Raw genomic sequence first — 14,946 nt, 5'->3', positions numbered from 1 at the left:
ATGGGATGTGGAAGTTGTTCAACAGGTGGTGGCTGCACCCCTAATGGATGCAAAAGTAATGGCTCATGCGGCACCGGTGGTTGCCAAACAATGGAAGTTCACGATTGGCTGTCTAATTTGGATATGCCTTCTAATTATAAACCTTTTCAGGTTACAGAAATCAAATTTAAAGGCTCACGTAAAGAGTTTTTCCTCAATAACGATAACATTTACCTCGAAATTGGGGAACTTGTTGCCGTTGAAGGGCCAACTGGTGGTTTTGATGTAGGGCACGTTTCGCTTACGGGTGAATTGGTGCGTATCCAGATGAAACGCCGCAAAACTGCGCTTGATCAGGTAACCAAAAAAATCTACCGTAAGGCTACAGAGGCTGATGTGGAGAAATGGAATGCCGCCAAAGGGATGGAATGGGAAACCATGCATAAAGCCCGTAAACTGGCGCTCGATCTCCGTTTGCAGATGAAAATCAGTGATGTAGATTACCAGGCTGATAAAACCAAAGCAACATTTTTTTATACTGCCGATGGACGTGTGGATTTCCGTGAGCTGATTAAAAAAATGGCGGAGAGTTTCCGTATCAGAATTGAAATGCGCCAGATCGGGATGCGCCAGGAAGCTGGCCGTTTAGGTGGGATTGGCTCCTGCGGCCGCGAATTATGCTGCTCTACCTGGTTAACTAATTTTAAAACAGTTTCTACAGCTGCGGCGCGTTATCAGAACCTCTCGTTAAATACATTAAAGCTTGCTGGCCAGTGCGGTAAATTAAAATGCTGTTTAAACTATGAGCTTGATACCTATTTAGATGCATTAAAGGATATTCCGGACAGGATTGAAAACCTGGATACAGAAGCGGGTTATGCTCGTCATCAAAAGACAGATATTTTCAAAAAAATTATGTGGTTTAGTTACCAGGGCGATGAAAACTGGATTCCGGTTAAAGCAGCCAGGGTAAAAGAAATCATGGCCATGAACAAAGCAGGCAAAAAAGCACCTAATTTAAAAGAAGAAGCCGTACAGGTTGCTGTGCCTGTGGTAATAGAAAAATCTTTCGATTATGAAAATGTAGTTGGTCAGGATAGTTTAACCCGCTTAGACGAACGTTCTCGTGGCAAAAACAACCAGAATAAAAACAATAACCAGAAAAACAACCGCAACAATAATCAAAATAGAAGGGAAAGAGTACCAGCCGGAGAAAAGAACGCTGGAGCTAATAACAGAGCTCAGCAGCCTCAACATGGTGCACAGAAAGCTCAACAAGGCGGAAAACAACAACCTAACGGATCAAAACCGCAGCAAAATGCAGGTCAAAAGCCCCAACAGACTGTTCCGAAACCACAGCATGTTAATGGACCAAAACCTCAAAACAATAAGCAAAAACAGCAGCCACAAGCACAAAAGTCTGTAGTAAAAGCTGAAGGAAGTGTAGCGGCAGAGGGTGTTAAGCCAGAGCAGAGCAAAAATAAGAATAGAAATAACCGTAGGAAAAATAACAACCGCCGAAACAATAATAATGGTTCAGAAAATAAACCTGCTGCTGAATAAAAAGCATATAATTTTGCTTGGCTTTTTATTGATGGTTACATTATTTGTTGGCTGCACGGCCAGCGTAATTGATAGCAATGTAGAAATTGCCAATCGCAGGTGGACTTACCGTAATCATATTTCGACAGCATTTGAAATAAAAGACAATACCAAAGCCTATAATATTTATTTCAAGCTAAGGCATACCGCAGATTATAAATACGCCAATATATTTATTCTTGCCCATTTTAAGGATGGTAAAAAAATGATAACCAAACGTTATCAATATAAATTGGCTAAAAATGATGGCGAATGGTTGGGTAGTGGTTCTGGAAACGTGTTCAGCTATAGTTTACCCATGCTAACCAATTATCATTTTCCGAGAAATGGCAAGTTTGAAATCGAAATTGAGCAGAATATGCGCGATAATCCACTTTTGGAAGTAAGTGATGTCGGTGTTTTAGTTGATTTGGCTCAATAATTTGTTTATTTCTTGCCTGGGATTTAATTTTTGCATTTTTTCGATCGTTTGTCTTTAATTATTTACATGAAAAGGGTGCTTTTTTAGTACTTTGTTCTTTATCAGGTAGTTATTGTGTGAGAATGTGTGATAAAATTGTTATTATTGTTTATAAACCTATACACTATGATAAGAATTTTATTCAAAAACACCCTCGCTATTCTCCTTTTTCTAACGTCGGCCCAATTATTTGCGCAAGGCTTAAAAGGTAAAGTTACAGATTCGGCCGGCCTGGCTATACCTGGTGCAACTATTCAGGTAGTTGGCTCAAAAATTGGAACATCTTCCGATGGAAATGGGCTCTATGCCTTAAAATTTACGTCAGCAGGAGCTTATAAAGTCCGGATTTCTTTTACTGGTTACCAAACAGCTGAAGTAGCCGTTCAGATTGATAATACTGTAAAAACGATGGATTTTGTACTTCAGGATGCGAAAGAACTTTTAAGTGATGTAGTTGTGGTCGGATCAAGATCAACACCGAGAACGAACATCGAAAGTGTGGTCCCCGTTGATCTGATTTCTACAAAAGACGTTAAAGTATTTGCGCAGACAGATTTAACGCAGATTTTAAACTTTGTAGCGCCATCTTTTAGCTCTAACCGACAAACCGTTTCTGATGGAACCGATCACATCGATCCGGCATCTTTACGTGGTTTAGGACCAGATCAGGTTTTGGTGCTGGTAAACGGAAAACGCAGGCATACTACAGCATTGGTAAACATTAACGGTACTTTCGGCCGGGGTTCTGTTGGAACCGATTTAAATTCTATCCCGGTTTCGGCGATAGAACGCATTGAGGTGTTACGTGATGGTGCTGCGGCGCAGTACGGTTCGGATGCTATTGCCGGGGTAATCAATATTGTGTTAAAAAAGGTAACGCCTTATAGTTTCTCTACCTCTTTTGGCCAATCTTCTTCAAGTGCCTTAGGACGCGATTTTAGCGATGGCAGAACTTTTCAGGTTGATTTTAGCAAAGGCTGGGCATTTAAAAACGACAAAGGTTTCATTAATTTTGCGGCACAATACCTCCAAAGGGGCTATACGAACCGGGGTGGTTTAGATACCCGTCCATTATTGTATTCTGCAAATCCAACTAAGGGTTCGACAGAAACAGAAGCCGATTTTCAGGCCCGTTTTGCCAGTTTAAAAGCTGCCGATGACGCCAGGGCTGCAGCAAATGGTTTAGATAGAAACAACATGCGTGTAGGTAATTCTGACTCCAAAAACGGTGGAGGGTTTTTAAACGGGCAGTTCAATTTTGGTAAAACTACCCAATTGTATTATGCAGCAGGTTTTACCCATAAAACGGGTAGTGCAGCGGGTTTTTATCGTTTGCCAACACAAACTACTCAGATAGATTTGTCGATCTACCCTAACGGGTTTTTACCATTTATCGATACCAAAATCAATGATTATTCATTTTCTGCAGGTTTAAGAGGTAAAATAGGCACCTGGGATTACGACCTAAGTAATACAAGTGGAGAGAATACCATTGAGTTTAATATTGACAACACGGTAAATGCCTCTTTACCAACAGGTACAAGCCCTACTTCATTTTATGCTGGAGAGTTACTATTCAGACAGAACACCAGTAATCTTGATTTAAGCAAAAAGCACACTTTTGACGGTGGATTTTTAACTTCGTTAAATACTGCTTTTGGGGGAGAATTTAGAATAGATAACTATCAGATCAAAGAAGGCGAGCTGTTATCCTATTCAAATGGTGGAAGGTTGATCGGAACATCCCCTACTGCATCTGGCGCACAGGTATTTCCTGGTTTTAAGCCTAGCAATGCGCTGGATAAATCGCGGCATAATGTTGGAGCCTATGCCGATTTAGAAGCTGAATTTGGATCAAGGGTAACCTTAGAAGCCGCTGGCCGCTATGAAAACTACAGTGATTTTGGTTCAAACTTCTCTTATAAATTTACAGGTAAGATTAAGCTTTTTGGAGATGTTTCATTGCGGGGAGCTTATGCAACCGGCTTTAGGGCTCCTTCATTACACCAACAATACTTTAATAACGAGAGTACACAGTTTGTTGGCACAAACGCAACCCAGGTTTTAACAGTAAATAATGCAAACCCTATTGTTGCCCAATTTGGTGTTGGTGCATTAAAACCTGAAATTTCTAAATCGGGAAGTTTAGGCTTAGCAGGCAAAATAGCCAAAACCTTTACTTTTACCGTTGATGCTTATAACATTGATATCAGCGATCGTATTGTTTTCTCCAGCCAATATGCCCGCGAGCGTTCTGGCGGGGTTTTAGTGCCAACAGGTGTGGTAAACCAGATTTTAAACACGGTAGATCCAACGGCACAAATTAACAGCGTACAGTTTTTTACCAATGCCATTACCACCAATACTGCCGGGATAGATGTGGTTTTAACCAATAGATTCAATTTGGGCGCAAAAAGCAGCTTAATTTTAAGTGTTGCCGGAAATGTAAACAAAACCGTAGTGAGGAGTATTCAAGGCTCTGACAAAATTGAAAGTGATCCAACTTTAAAGGCTAAATTATTCGATCGTTTGGAACGCTCTCGTTTCGAAAGTTCCGTACCTAAAAACAAGTTAAATCTTACCGCAACCTATAATGTAAGTAAATTATCATTCGTGGCAAGAACAGTCCGTTTTGGAGAGGTTACCTATTTAAATGCCATCGATCCAAATATCCCTGCCAATGGTTTACCCGTTCAATTGGATCAAACTTTTGCCCCGAAATGGATAACTGATTTCTCTGTAAGTTACGCCGCAAGCAAAACCTGGTCGGTAACGGTTGGTGCAAACAATATTTTTGATGTTTATCCTGATAGATTATATATCAATCCACGTAATAATGAAAATAACTTGAGTGGAGACGCTGCCAGTAATTATTCTGGGGGATTAGACAACACCTCGAATGGTAGATTTTTGTACTCAAGAGCCGTTAGTCAGTTTGGCTTTAATGGCAGGTATGTTTACGGAAAAATTGCCTGTACGTTTTAACAATATTTAAATTAATTAGCTGTCTCAAATAAATATAATTGTTCTAGTGAAAAATTATATTTAGACGTATCGTCATTTCCAACCCGGTAGCTATCAGGTTGATTGGGAATCTTAATGCTAATGGAAGCACGCATTAAGATTCCCGCATTCGCGAGAATGACGTAAGGTGAATAAAGTTTTGATAAGAATACGATTCAATTTGAGACAGCTTTTCTTTTAGAAGAAAGGGCTATAAATACTGCAGCAAACTTTCCAGTTTCATTCCTCTTGATCCTTTTAGCAGTACTAAATGATCCCGAACCGGATTTTCCTGTAAGTAAGTGGCGGCCTCGGCCGGGGTTTCGAAAAATGTACCTTTAAAATTGTCTTTAAATGTAAAGAAATCCTTCCCTATAAAAATGAGTTGGTCTAAACCACTTTCATTAGCTTGCTTTGCAATAAGTTCGTGCTGGCCAGGTGACTCAGGGCCTAATTCGAACATATCACCCAAAATGGCAGTCTTTTTATCAGCCGATAACACTGCGATATTTTTCAGTGCAGCGGTCATGCTGCTTGGGTTTGCATTGTAAAAATCGCAGATTACAATATTCTTTTCTGTTTTGGTTAATTGAGAACGGTTATTTTTCGGCTGATAATTCGATAAACCGGTGTTGATCTCTTCAGGGCTCATGTCGAAAAAATCACCAATACAGATGGCTGCCAAAATATTTTCGAAGTTATAACTTCCTGTTAAATTGGTTTTTACTGAAGAAGAAACGTCATGGTTGGTCCAATCCACTTCGATAAATGGATCGCTGCTTTTTAACTCCCCTTTAATGGTATTGCCGTTTTCTGTTCCATAATAAATCAGTTTATTCAAGCCTGCGGCATTGCTCATTTCAAGCAAGTATGGATTGTCTCTATTGATAAAAGTATAACCATGGGTTTCTTTTAAATAGGCGTAAAGCTCAGCCTTTCCCTTTTTTACGCCTTCAAATCCGCCGAAGCCATCTAAATGGGCCATGCCCACATTGGTAATGATGCCATGGGTAGGCTGCGCAATGGTACAGAGCAGTTCTATTTCTTTTTGGTGGTTGGCACCCATCTCGATTACTGCAATCTGCACATCATCCGTAATGGATAATATAGACAATGGAACGCCGATATGATTGTTTAAGTTACCGAAGGTGGCAAAGGTTTTGTATCGCTCTGCTAAAACCGCATTTACCAACTCTTTACTCGTTGTTTTACCATTGCTCCCTGTTAAGCCAATAACCGGAATACTAAGTTGTTTACGGTGATGGCGTGCCAGATCCTGCAAAGTGCTTAACACGTCTTCAACCAGCAGGCATTGATTGTTTGTAGCATACTTTTCTTCATCTATAACAGCATAAGCCGCTCCCTTTTCAATGGCTTGAGCGGCAAATTCGTTGGCATTAAAAAGATCTCCTTTAAGCGCAAAAAAAATACAACCAGGGGTAATGTTTCTGGTATCGGTAGAAATGACAGGGTTTTCTTGGAAGTAATCGTATAATCTTTCGGTTGTAATCATGCCTATGGTAAAAAATATGATGTAAAATTAAGCTTTCGCATCAACAAAAAACAAAATTAGTACATTAGGTAAATTTTTTCCCCTATGAAAAGACTCTTAACGTTCTGCCTAATCTCCCTTAGTACTGTTCTGTTTGTACAAGCACAGCTAAAATCTCCCGATGAGTTTTTGGGGTACCAGCTGGGTTCGCACTTTACCCCGCACCATAAAGTAGCCGATTATTTTAGACAAACTGCTATAGCTTCTGCTAAAAACATGAAGCTGATAGAATATGGTAAAACCAATGAAGGCAGGCCGCTGATGGTGGCAGTTGTTTCTTCTGCAGAAAATATAAATAGACTGGAACAGATTAGGAATAACAATTTAGTTTTGGCAGCGGGCACGAATAATAATAGTGTCGATTTAACAAATCAACCTGCTATACTTTGGTTAAGTTATAATGTGCATGGTAATGAGGCAAATTCTACTGAAACTTCCATGAAGATGCTTTATACCTTAGTTTCGGGCAATAATAAACCTGCAACAGATTGGTTAAAAAATACAGTGGTGGTGATTGACCCTTGTTTAAACCCCGATGGAAGAGACCGTTATGTGAATTATTTTAATAGTGTGGTGGGAAAAACACCAAATTCTGATCCCTTGTCAAGAGAACACATCGAGCCATGGCCAGGCGGTAGACCAAATCATTATTATTTCGACTTAAACCGCGATTGGGCCTGGCAAACCCAAATTGAAAGTCAGCAAAGGTTAGCGCTATACAACCAATGGATGCCTCAGGTGCATGTCGATTTTCATGAGCAAAGTTATAATGAGCCTTACTATTTCGCACCGGCGGCAGAGCCGGTTCACCAAGATATTACACCTTGGCAAAAAAGCTTCCAGGTGGTGGTAGGTAAGAACAATGCCAAATATTTTGATGCAGAAGGCTGGCAGTACTTTACCAAAGAGCGTTTCGATTTGCTATACCCCTCCTATGGCGATACTTATCCTTTATATAATGGATCAATCGGCATGACCTATGAACAGGGCGGAATCAGGGCTGGATTATCTGTGGTAACCAATGACGGTGATACGCTAACCCTAAAAGACCGGATAGCACACCACTTTACAACGGGGATGTCGACCCTTGAAGTAACCTCTTTAAACCATAATAAATTATTAGAGGAATATAAAAAATATTTCCAGCAGGAATTAGCCAATAGTCCGGGCGTTTATAAAAGTTATATCATAAAAGCGACTAATTTATCCCGCTTAAAAAAATTGGCCGAACTGCTAACTAAAAATAAAATCGAATTTGCCTTTGGTAGCGATAAAACCGGAAGAGGGTACGATTATGATACCCAAAAGGAAGAAAATTTTAGCATCGCCCGTAACGATTTAATTGTTAATATTCAGCAACCAAGAGCAGTTTTGGCCAACGTTTTATTAGAGCCCCAAACCCTTGTAACCGATTCTAACACTTATGATATTACCGCCTGGGCCCTTCCCTATGTGTACGGATTAAAGGCTTATGCCAGTAAAGAAAGTATAAAAGGGAAATATTCAGCGATTGAGGAACCAAAAATAATCAATAACGAGGTGGAGAAACCCTTAGCCTGGTTGTTTAGCTGGGGAACGAGCGAAGATATTCAGGTTTTAACGGCGTTGCAAAAGGAAAATATAAAAGTTAGACAGGCCGATCAGCCATTTGCTGTAAATGGTAAAGATTATCCTGCTGGAACCTTAATTGTGTTAAGGGCAGAAAACGAAAGGCTGATAAGGGGGGTGAAAGATAAGCTTGCATCGATTACCAAAACCTTGAACAGGCCGATTCAAGCCGTTAGCAGTGGTTTTGTAGAAAAAGGGAAAGATTTTGGTTCTAATGTTTATCCATTGTTAAAACAGCCCAAAATTGCCATTGTATCTGGCATGGAGGTTTCTTCTCTCGCTTTTGGCGAAGCTTGGTTTTTTCTTGAGCACGATTTAAATCTTTCGCCAATCATTATTAATGCTAAAGATCTGAATAGCCTGGATATTAATAAAGTAAACACCTTGGTTTTGCCAGATGGAAGTTATAGCCCTTTTATAGGTGATGGTTTAACGGCCTGGTTAAATAAAGGAGGAAGATTGATTTTGATGGAAGATGCAATCGAAAGTGTATTCGAGAAAAAAGGATTTGATATTAAAAAGAAGGAAGCGGTTGTAAAAAAGGACGAAAAGCCTGAAGCGAACAAACTTCTTTTCAAGGATAAGGACAGAGACGATTTCGAAACGACCATACCAGGTGCAATTTATCGGATCAACCTCGATGCTAGTCACCCGTTTTCTTACGGCTTGGGTAAAACCTACTACAGTTTAAAAACAGACCGCAAGGTTTATGAGCCTTTTGTTAAAGGCTGGAACGTGGGTTTAATTAACGAAAAAAGCTTAATGGCTGGTGTAGTTGGCAAAAAAGCAAGAGAAGACCTTAAAACCGGACTCCTTATCGGGGTACAAGATTTCGGGCGAGGCAAAGTAGTTTATTTGGCTAACGACCCCTTGTTTAGAAACTTCTGGGAAAGCGGAAAAACCTTATTCGGGAATGTCATTTTTTGCGGGTATTAAAAGCTTGAAATTTATATCTTGTGTACCTTTTGATTTCTAAATTATTAAGGGAATAAAAATATATTCAATTAGATCAATTTTTGTAGATTTTATTAGAGTAGTTGACCAAAAAATTGTGTTTAAGTTCCTAAAACTCTAATTTAAAGGGTGAAATTAATGGTTGAAAAGGATGAAAATCACCTATTAATTAATTTGTATTAACATTTTATAATTTATAAACAAAATTTAACATTATTGTAAGCAACTGAAAAACAGGTGTTTAGTCTTTAAAAGATATGCTTTTGTTAAAAAATGTTAAAAAAATTTTCTATCCTGATTTTCAAAAGCTAAATTAGGCCAATCATTAATCATTAACTAACCTATTTCATAATTATGAAAAAACTTCTACAAAGTTTGTTCATATTGATGTTTGTTGCTGTGACGGCAATGGCTCAAGATCGAACAATCACAGGAACAGTTACTGCTTCGGACGATAAAAAACCTCTTCCGGGAGTAAGTGTTAAAGTAAAAGGCGCGCAAGGCGGTACTGTAACTGGTGCAGACGGCAAGTACTCAATAAGAGTTTCTGGTACTGCAACAGGACTAACCTTTACTTATCTGGGCTATGTAGCCCAAACAGTATCTCTATCTTCAAATTCAATCAATGTTGTGCTAGCCCCAGATGCGACTACCCTAAGTGAGGTGACAGTTACTTCGGCGTTAGGTGTTAAAAGATCAGAGCGCTCTATCGGTACTGCGCAACAACAGTTAACCGCAGAAAAAATCAGTCCTACTAAGATTGCAGACGTTAACACGGCCATTGCAGGTAAGATAGCGGGTACTCAGATCAGCGGCGGTTCTGGAGCTAAGTTCGGGACATCTACTATTCGTATCCGTGGTATTAACACTTTAAATGGTGGTAATCCTATTTATGTAGTTGATGGAGTAATTACCAATCCTGACGGTGTAAATCCTGATGATATTGAGACATTGAACGTACTAAAGGGTCCGGGTGCAACCGCACTTTATGGACAACGTGGTTCTGAAGGTGCGGTTGTTATCACAACAAAAAAAGCATCTAAAAAATCAGGAGTTGGTGTAGACGTGAATCACTCTACTACTTTCGAAAATGTTTATATCTTGCCTAAATACCAAAATGAGTATGGTGGTGGTAACGGTCAAACCTGGCTAACCTATACTGCTCCGGCAGGTAGCGCAAACGCGGTACTAAACGGTGCTAGATATTATGATTTCTCTATCGATGAGAGCTGGGGACCTAAATTCGATGGCCAACCGTATGCACCTTGGTATGCTTTCGATCCAACTGACCCGGAATATGGCAAAACCAAACCTTGGGTAGCTCAGCCAGACAATGTTAAAAATTTTTACGAAACAGGTGTTGCAAATAATACTTCTGTTGCCTTGTCTAAAGCAGGCGAAAACTCAACAACGCGTTTCTCGTTCACGAACTTAACCCGTAGTGGTGTTTCTCCAAACTCTAAGCAACAAAAGAACTGGATCGTATTCAACAATACAACTAATTTGAGTAATAGGTTATCGGTTACTGGTAACTTCAACTACGTTTATGAGAAGAGATTCAACATTCCACGTGAAGGATACGGTACCCAAACTGCAGGTTCATTTAACCAGTGGTTTCATAGAGATATCGAAATGGAGAAATTACAAAGATACCAGCGCCCTGATGGTACTTTTACCACATGGAATATCTCTGGTCCCGATAACTTAACTCCAAAATTCTGGGATAACCCTTATGTAGAAGTTTATAAGAACTTATCTGAAAGTTTTATCCAAAGAATTTACGGAAGTGCGAGCGCAACCTATGATATTGGTTCGGGTTTAAAGGCTTCGGTAATTGCAAGAACTAACGTTACGAATATCAATTCTGACGGTAGAACTGCATCATTTACTTTAAATACTCCAGCATTCAATAGTGCCTCTACAAAATTTTCTGAGACCAATTACTTAGCGAACCTTGCTTATGATAAAGAATTTGGTTCTTTCTCTTTAAAAGCAGCGGTATATGGCGAGTTAATGACCCAGGATAATAATAATGTTGCCACTGGCACGGTGGGTGGATTTATTGTTCCTAATGTATATAACGTATCTAACTCCCTTAACGAAAAATCGGCTACTAACTCTTTCAGCCGTAGAAAAGTAAACAGTTTATATGCTTATACAACATTGGGTTATAAGAATTATTTATTCTTGGATTTAAACTTACGTAATGATATCACTTCAACTTTACCTGTTGCTAATAATTCTTATTGGTATGGTGGTGCTGCAGGTTCATTCATCTTCTCAGAATTTACCAAAGATTTCAAAGCATTATCATTTGGTAAGTTACGTGCATCGGTTGCGCGTGTTGGTACAGATGTAGGTGCTTATGCTTTAGCTGAGACCTTTCCTTTAGCAGCAACAAACTATACTAAATCAAGCGTAGTTTATCCATCTCAAACAGTATCTAACTTAATTCCAAATCCAGAGCTGAAACCAGCTTTATCAACGGCTTATGAGATTGGTACCGAATTGAGGTTTTTCAAAGATCGTTTAAGAGCCGATTTCAACTTTTATAGCAGACAGACCAAGGATCAGATCATTAATGTAACTACTCCTGGTTCTTCTGGTTATACACAACGTACAATCAATGCAGGTAATATCAAAAACTATGGTTATGAGATTACCTTGGGTGGTACACCGATCAGAAGCAAAGACTTTACCTGGAATGCTGATTTTAACTTAGGTATCAACAAAAACAAAGTTATTGCTTTAGCTCCTGGTGTTGATAACATCCTAGGCGGTATTGATGGCTCTGCAGGATCTTTCGGATTCGTCGGATCTCCTTTTGCTTCATTGAATGCTAAAGTTGGACAAGCTTCAGGTTTTATCAATGGACAAGGAATTGTTAAAGATGCCAATGGAAACAAATTGATTGATGACGATGGGTTCTATGTATTACAGGACAATATGCCATTGGGTAGTATCCTTCCAAAATTTACCGGAGGTTTCGCAACTTCATTTACTTATAAACAGTTTACTTTGGCGGGATCATTAGATTTCCAAAAAGGTGGTAAATTACTTTCTTTAACTAAAATGATCACTGCTGGCTCCGGTTTATCTGAAGAAACAGCTGGATTAAACGATAAAGGTTTTCCAAAAAGGGATGATCCATCAAAAGGTGGTGGTATCAGGTTAGAGGGTGTTAATGCAACTACTGGATTACCGAATACAGTATATGTTGATGCCAGAGAGCTTTATGAAACAAGACTTCAGAACGTTTTCGAAAACTGGATCTACGACGCTTCTTATGTTAAACTAAGAGAGGTTTCCCTAACTTATAGCCTTCCTAAAACTTTATTCAAAAAATTGCCGTTCCAAAGAATTGATGTATCAGTTATTGGGCAGAACTTATGGTTGATCTACAGTAAAGTGAAGGGTATCGACCCAACAGAGTTACAATCTTCGTGGATTGATACTGCTCAGCTTCCAGGAACCAGAACGGTTGGTTTTAATGTTAAATTTTCATTGTAATTTTAAGGATAGGAAAAATGAAAAATCAATTTAAAAAATATATACTATTGATGGCCATGGGTGCAAGCACGTTATCTGCTTGTAAAAAAGATTTCGGAGATTTAAATACAAATCCTAATACGCCGCTTTCTCCAAGTACAAAATTTTTGTTCTCAAGTGCGGTTTTAGGTACAAGAGGTGTTCCGAACGGTGCCGCTGGCCTACTTTATGTACAGCATATGGCCGAGTTTATCTATACCAACGAGTCGAGATATTCTCAGATCCAATATTCTTATGATGGAATTTATTCAGGTCCGCTGCAGGATTTACAACGTATTATTAAATTGAATACAGATCCTGCTACAAAAGCAACTAAAGAAGTTACCGATAATGGTAGCAATGCCAATCAGATCGGTTTTGCTAGGATTTTGAAAGCTTTTTTAATGCTTCAAATTACCGATAGATGGGGTAATGTTCCTTACACGGAATCTGGATTGGGATTATTAAATACGCAGCCTAAATTTGATACGCAGAAATTCATTTATAATGACCTTTTGAAGGAACTGAAAGAAGCTCCCTTGCAAATAACAACGTCACAGCCTAATGACCCGCTATTTGGCGGTGATATCACCAAATGGAAAAAATGGGCAAATTCATTAAGGGCGATTATCGCTTTAAGAATGATGAAGACTGAAGATGTTGCGACCGCTAAGGTGGCATTCGCAGAGGCAGTGGCAGCAGGCTTGATGACTTCTAATGCGGATAATGCCATTTTTGCTTATCAGGCTAACTCAACGTATGAAAGTCCTTGGTATACAAATTATGTAAGAAACGGCCGTATCGACTATGGTGTGTCGCAAACTGTGGTTGACAAAAACATGGTGGTTAATGCAGATCCACGCTTACCTGTTTTCTCTAGAACAATTGGTTCTCCAGCTGTTTATAAAGGTATTCCATATGGTGTTACCGACCAATATACTGCCGGAGTTGATGGGGCTCTATTAGGAAGAGCAATTTATGCTCAGACCTTTCCTTTACAACTAACAACTTATTCACAGATGTGCTTTACGCTTTCCGAAGCTGCTCTAGAAGGCTGGATTCCTGGTGGCGATGTAGAAATGATCAATTGGTATATTAAAGGTATAGATGCTTCTATGGATCAATGGTCTGCAGTTTCTACTAATCCTGTTGTTTCAATTACTTCTGCGCAGAAAATAGCTTACGAAGCACAACCTAATGTTTTATTAACAGCTGCATTAACCCATAATCAAAAGCTGGAGAAAATCCAAACCCAAAAATGGTTAAATTTCTATATGAACAATGGTTATGAGGCTTGGGCAGAATGGAGAAGAACAGGTTATCCTGTTTTGGTGCCAGCTCGCGACGCTGCAAATGCAGATAAGCAGATCCCGAGAAGACAAGCTTATCCTAAGACTGAAAGTGATCTAAACAAAACAAATTATGATGCTGCGGTGGCTGCTCAAGGTCCTGATGCCTTAAGTACACGTGTGTGGTGGGATAGACCATAATATACGGTAAAAGCTATATTTATGAAGAGCGGCAGAATACCTGCCGCTCTTTTTTATGGGTATATATTTTATTACTCTTAGGCAATGTACCCCGTAAGATAAGTCAGTAATAAACAAGAGATGTGTTTTCCAAGCTTTTAGCTTGAAAATGTCTATAATTTTGATAAATTGTCATAATTTGAGAATGTTTCCGCATATTTAACGTGAGTTCGGTTTAAGCCGCGAGCGTTAGCTTTCCTTTTGTAAGATAGTAAGATAGAACGATAGTATCTTCTCTTTGTCTTGATGATAAGGTGCGGAGCCTGAATCCATAGAACCAGCAAATGGAGCATTACCCACGTTTTGCGCTGTCCTTAAATACCTGGTGCGGATGTATCCTGTGGTTATGGCATACTTTCGGGTGCGTGAAATCAATGGAGTTCAATGCCCTGCACTTTCCCAAACAGTTCATCTTGACAAACAACATGAACAGTACTGCTGACTTTGGCTGAAGCTTGACAAACCTGTAATAGGATACCAGCTCTGGAACATATCCTCCAGGTGCGGTTGCGCAAAATGGACATAGAACGACTACAAGTTGCTGAACTGCCATAGTGGAAGGCAACCATCAGGGTAATCATTTCACTGTTGCATAGTCCAGTCTTTCGCTTGCGCTTTCCCAGAGAACGGTCCTGGATTAGCTGTTTTTAAAGAGCAGGCGTTATTTCTTTGCAGAAATCATCAACTTGTACAGGAATTTCTATAATTTTATCTCTGAATACAGGGCTGAT

7 protein-coding genes are annotated in these 14,946 nt (G+C 39.4%); 6 read left to right on the top strand and 1 reads right to left on the bottom strand.

The window, feature by feature from the left end; genetic code table 11:
- The 3 genes from ricT to FHT21_RS16325 all read left to right on the top strand — a co-directional run bounded on the left by ricT (position 1) and on the right by FHT21_RS16325 (position 5,026).
- Entirely contained in the window at positions 1-1,542 is a 1,542-nt protein-coding gene (gene ricT / locus FHT21_RS16335; protein WP_167295841.1) for a regulatory iron-sulfur-containing complex subunit RicT, read from the top strand.
- A 31-nt stretch (positions 1,543-1,573) separates the two neighbouring features.
- Positions 1,574-2,002, top strand: a complete 429-nt coding sequence (locus FHT21_RS16330) for a gliding motility lipoprotein GldH (protein WP_243854039.1) — start codon at positions 1,574-1,576, stop codon at positions 2,000-2,002.
- A 165-nt stretch (positions 2,003-2,167) separates the two neighbouring features.
- Positions 2,168-5,026 (top strand): TonB-dependent receptor, encoded by a 2,859-nt coding sequence (locus tag FHT21_RS16325; RefSeq protein WP_167295839.1) that lies wholly within the window; start codon positions 2,168-2,170, stop codon positions 5,024-5,026.
- Between the two features lie 229 nt (positions 5,027-5,255).
- Here the strand turns inward: FHT21_RS16325 and murF are convergent, their stop codons facing one another.
- Complete coding sequence (murF, locus tag FHT21_RS16320) at positions 5,256-6,557, bottom strand: UDP-N-acetylmuramoyl-tripeptide--D-alanyl-D-alanine ligase (protein ID WP_208398973.1); 1,302 nt, start codon at positions 6,555-6,557, stop codon at positions 5,256-5,258.
- Between the two features lie 84 nt (positions 6,558-6,641).
- Here murF and FHT21_RS16315 point away from each other — a divergent pair, with 84 nt between their 5' ends.
- The 3 genes from FHT21_RS16315 (at position 6,642) to FHT21_RS16305 (ending at position 14,176) form a co-directional block, all read left to right on the top strand.
- Positions 6,642-9,140, top strand: a complete 2,499-nt coding sequence (locus FHT21_RS16315) for a M14 family metallopeptidase (RefSeq protein WP_167295838.1) — start codon at positions 6,642-6,644, stop codon at positions 9,138-9,140.
- A 372-nt stretch (positions 9,141-9,512) separates the two neighbouring features.
- On the top strand, positions 9,513-12,668 hold the full coding sequence (locus FHT21_RS16310) for a SusC/RagA family TonB-linked outer membrane protein (protein WP_167295837.1): 3,156 nt from the start codon (positions 9,513-9,515) through the stop codon (positions 12,666-12,668).
- Positions 12,669-12,685: 17 nt separating this feature from the next.
- On the top strand, positions 12,686-14,176 hold the full coding sequence (locus FHT21_RS16305; RefSeq protein WP_167295836.1) for a SusD/RagB family nutrient-binding outer membrane lipoprotein: 1,491 nt from the start codon (positions 12,686-12,688) through the stop codon (positions 14,174-14,176).
- Positions 14,177-14,946: the final 770 nt, after the last annotated feature.

It is taken from the genome of Pedobacter sp. SG908, assembly GCF_011759615.1.
Classification (GTDB): Bacteria; Bacteroidota; Bacteroidia; order Sphingobacteriales; family Sphingobacteriaceae; genus Pedobacter; species Pedobacter riviphilus.
The sequence above is the reverse complement of the archived record's forward strand: the minus strand, read 5'-3'. Positions and strand labels throughout refer to the sequence as shown.

Coding starts and splice junctions, on each gene's coding strand:
- ricT (WP_167295841.1), top strand. CDS start 1: ATGGGATGTGGAAGTTGTTCAACAGGTGGTGGCTGCACCCCTAATGGA.
- FHT21_RS16330 (WP_243854039.1), top strand. CDS start 1,574: ATGGTTACATTATTTGTTGGCTGCACGGCCAGCGTAATTGATAGCAAT.
- FHT21_RS16325 (WP_167295839.1), top strand. CDS start 2,168: ATGATAAGAATTTTATTCAAAAACACCCTCGCTATTCTCCTTTTTCTA.
- murF (WP_208398973.1), bottom strand. CDS start 6,557: ATGATTACAACCGAAAGATTATACGATTACTTCCAAGAAAACCCTGTC.
- FHT21_RS16315 (WP_167295838.1), top strand. CDS start 6,642: ATGAAAAGACTCTTAACGTTCTGCCTAATCTCCCTTAGTACTGTTCTG.
- FHT21_RS16310 (WP_167295837.1), top strand. CDS start 9,513: ATGAAAAAACTTCTACAAAGTTTGTTCATATTGATGTTTGTTGCTGTG.
- FHT21_RS16305 (WP_167295836.1), top strand. CDS start 12,686: ATGAAAAATCAATTTAAAAAATATATACTATTGATGGCCATGGGTGCA.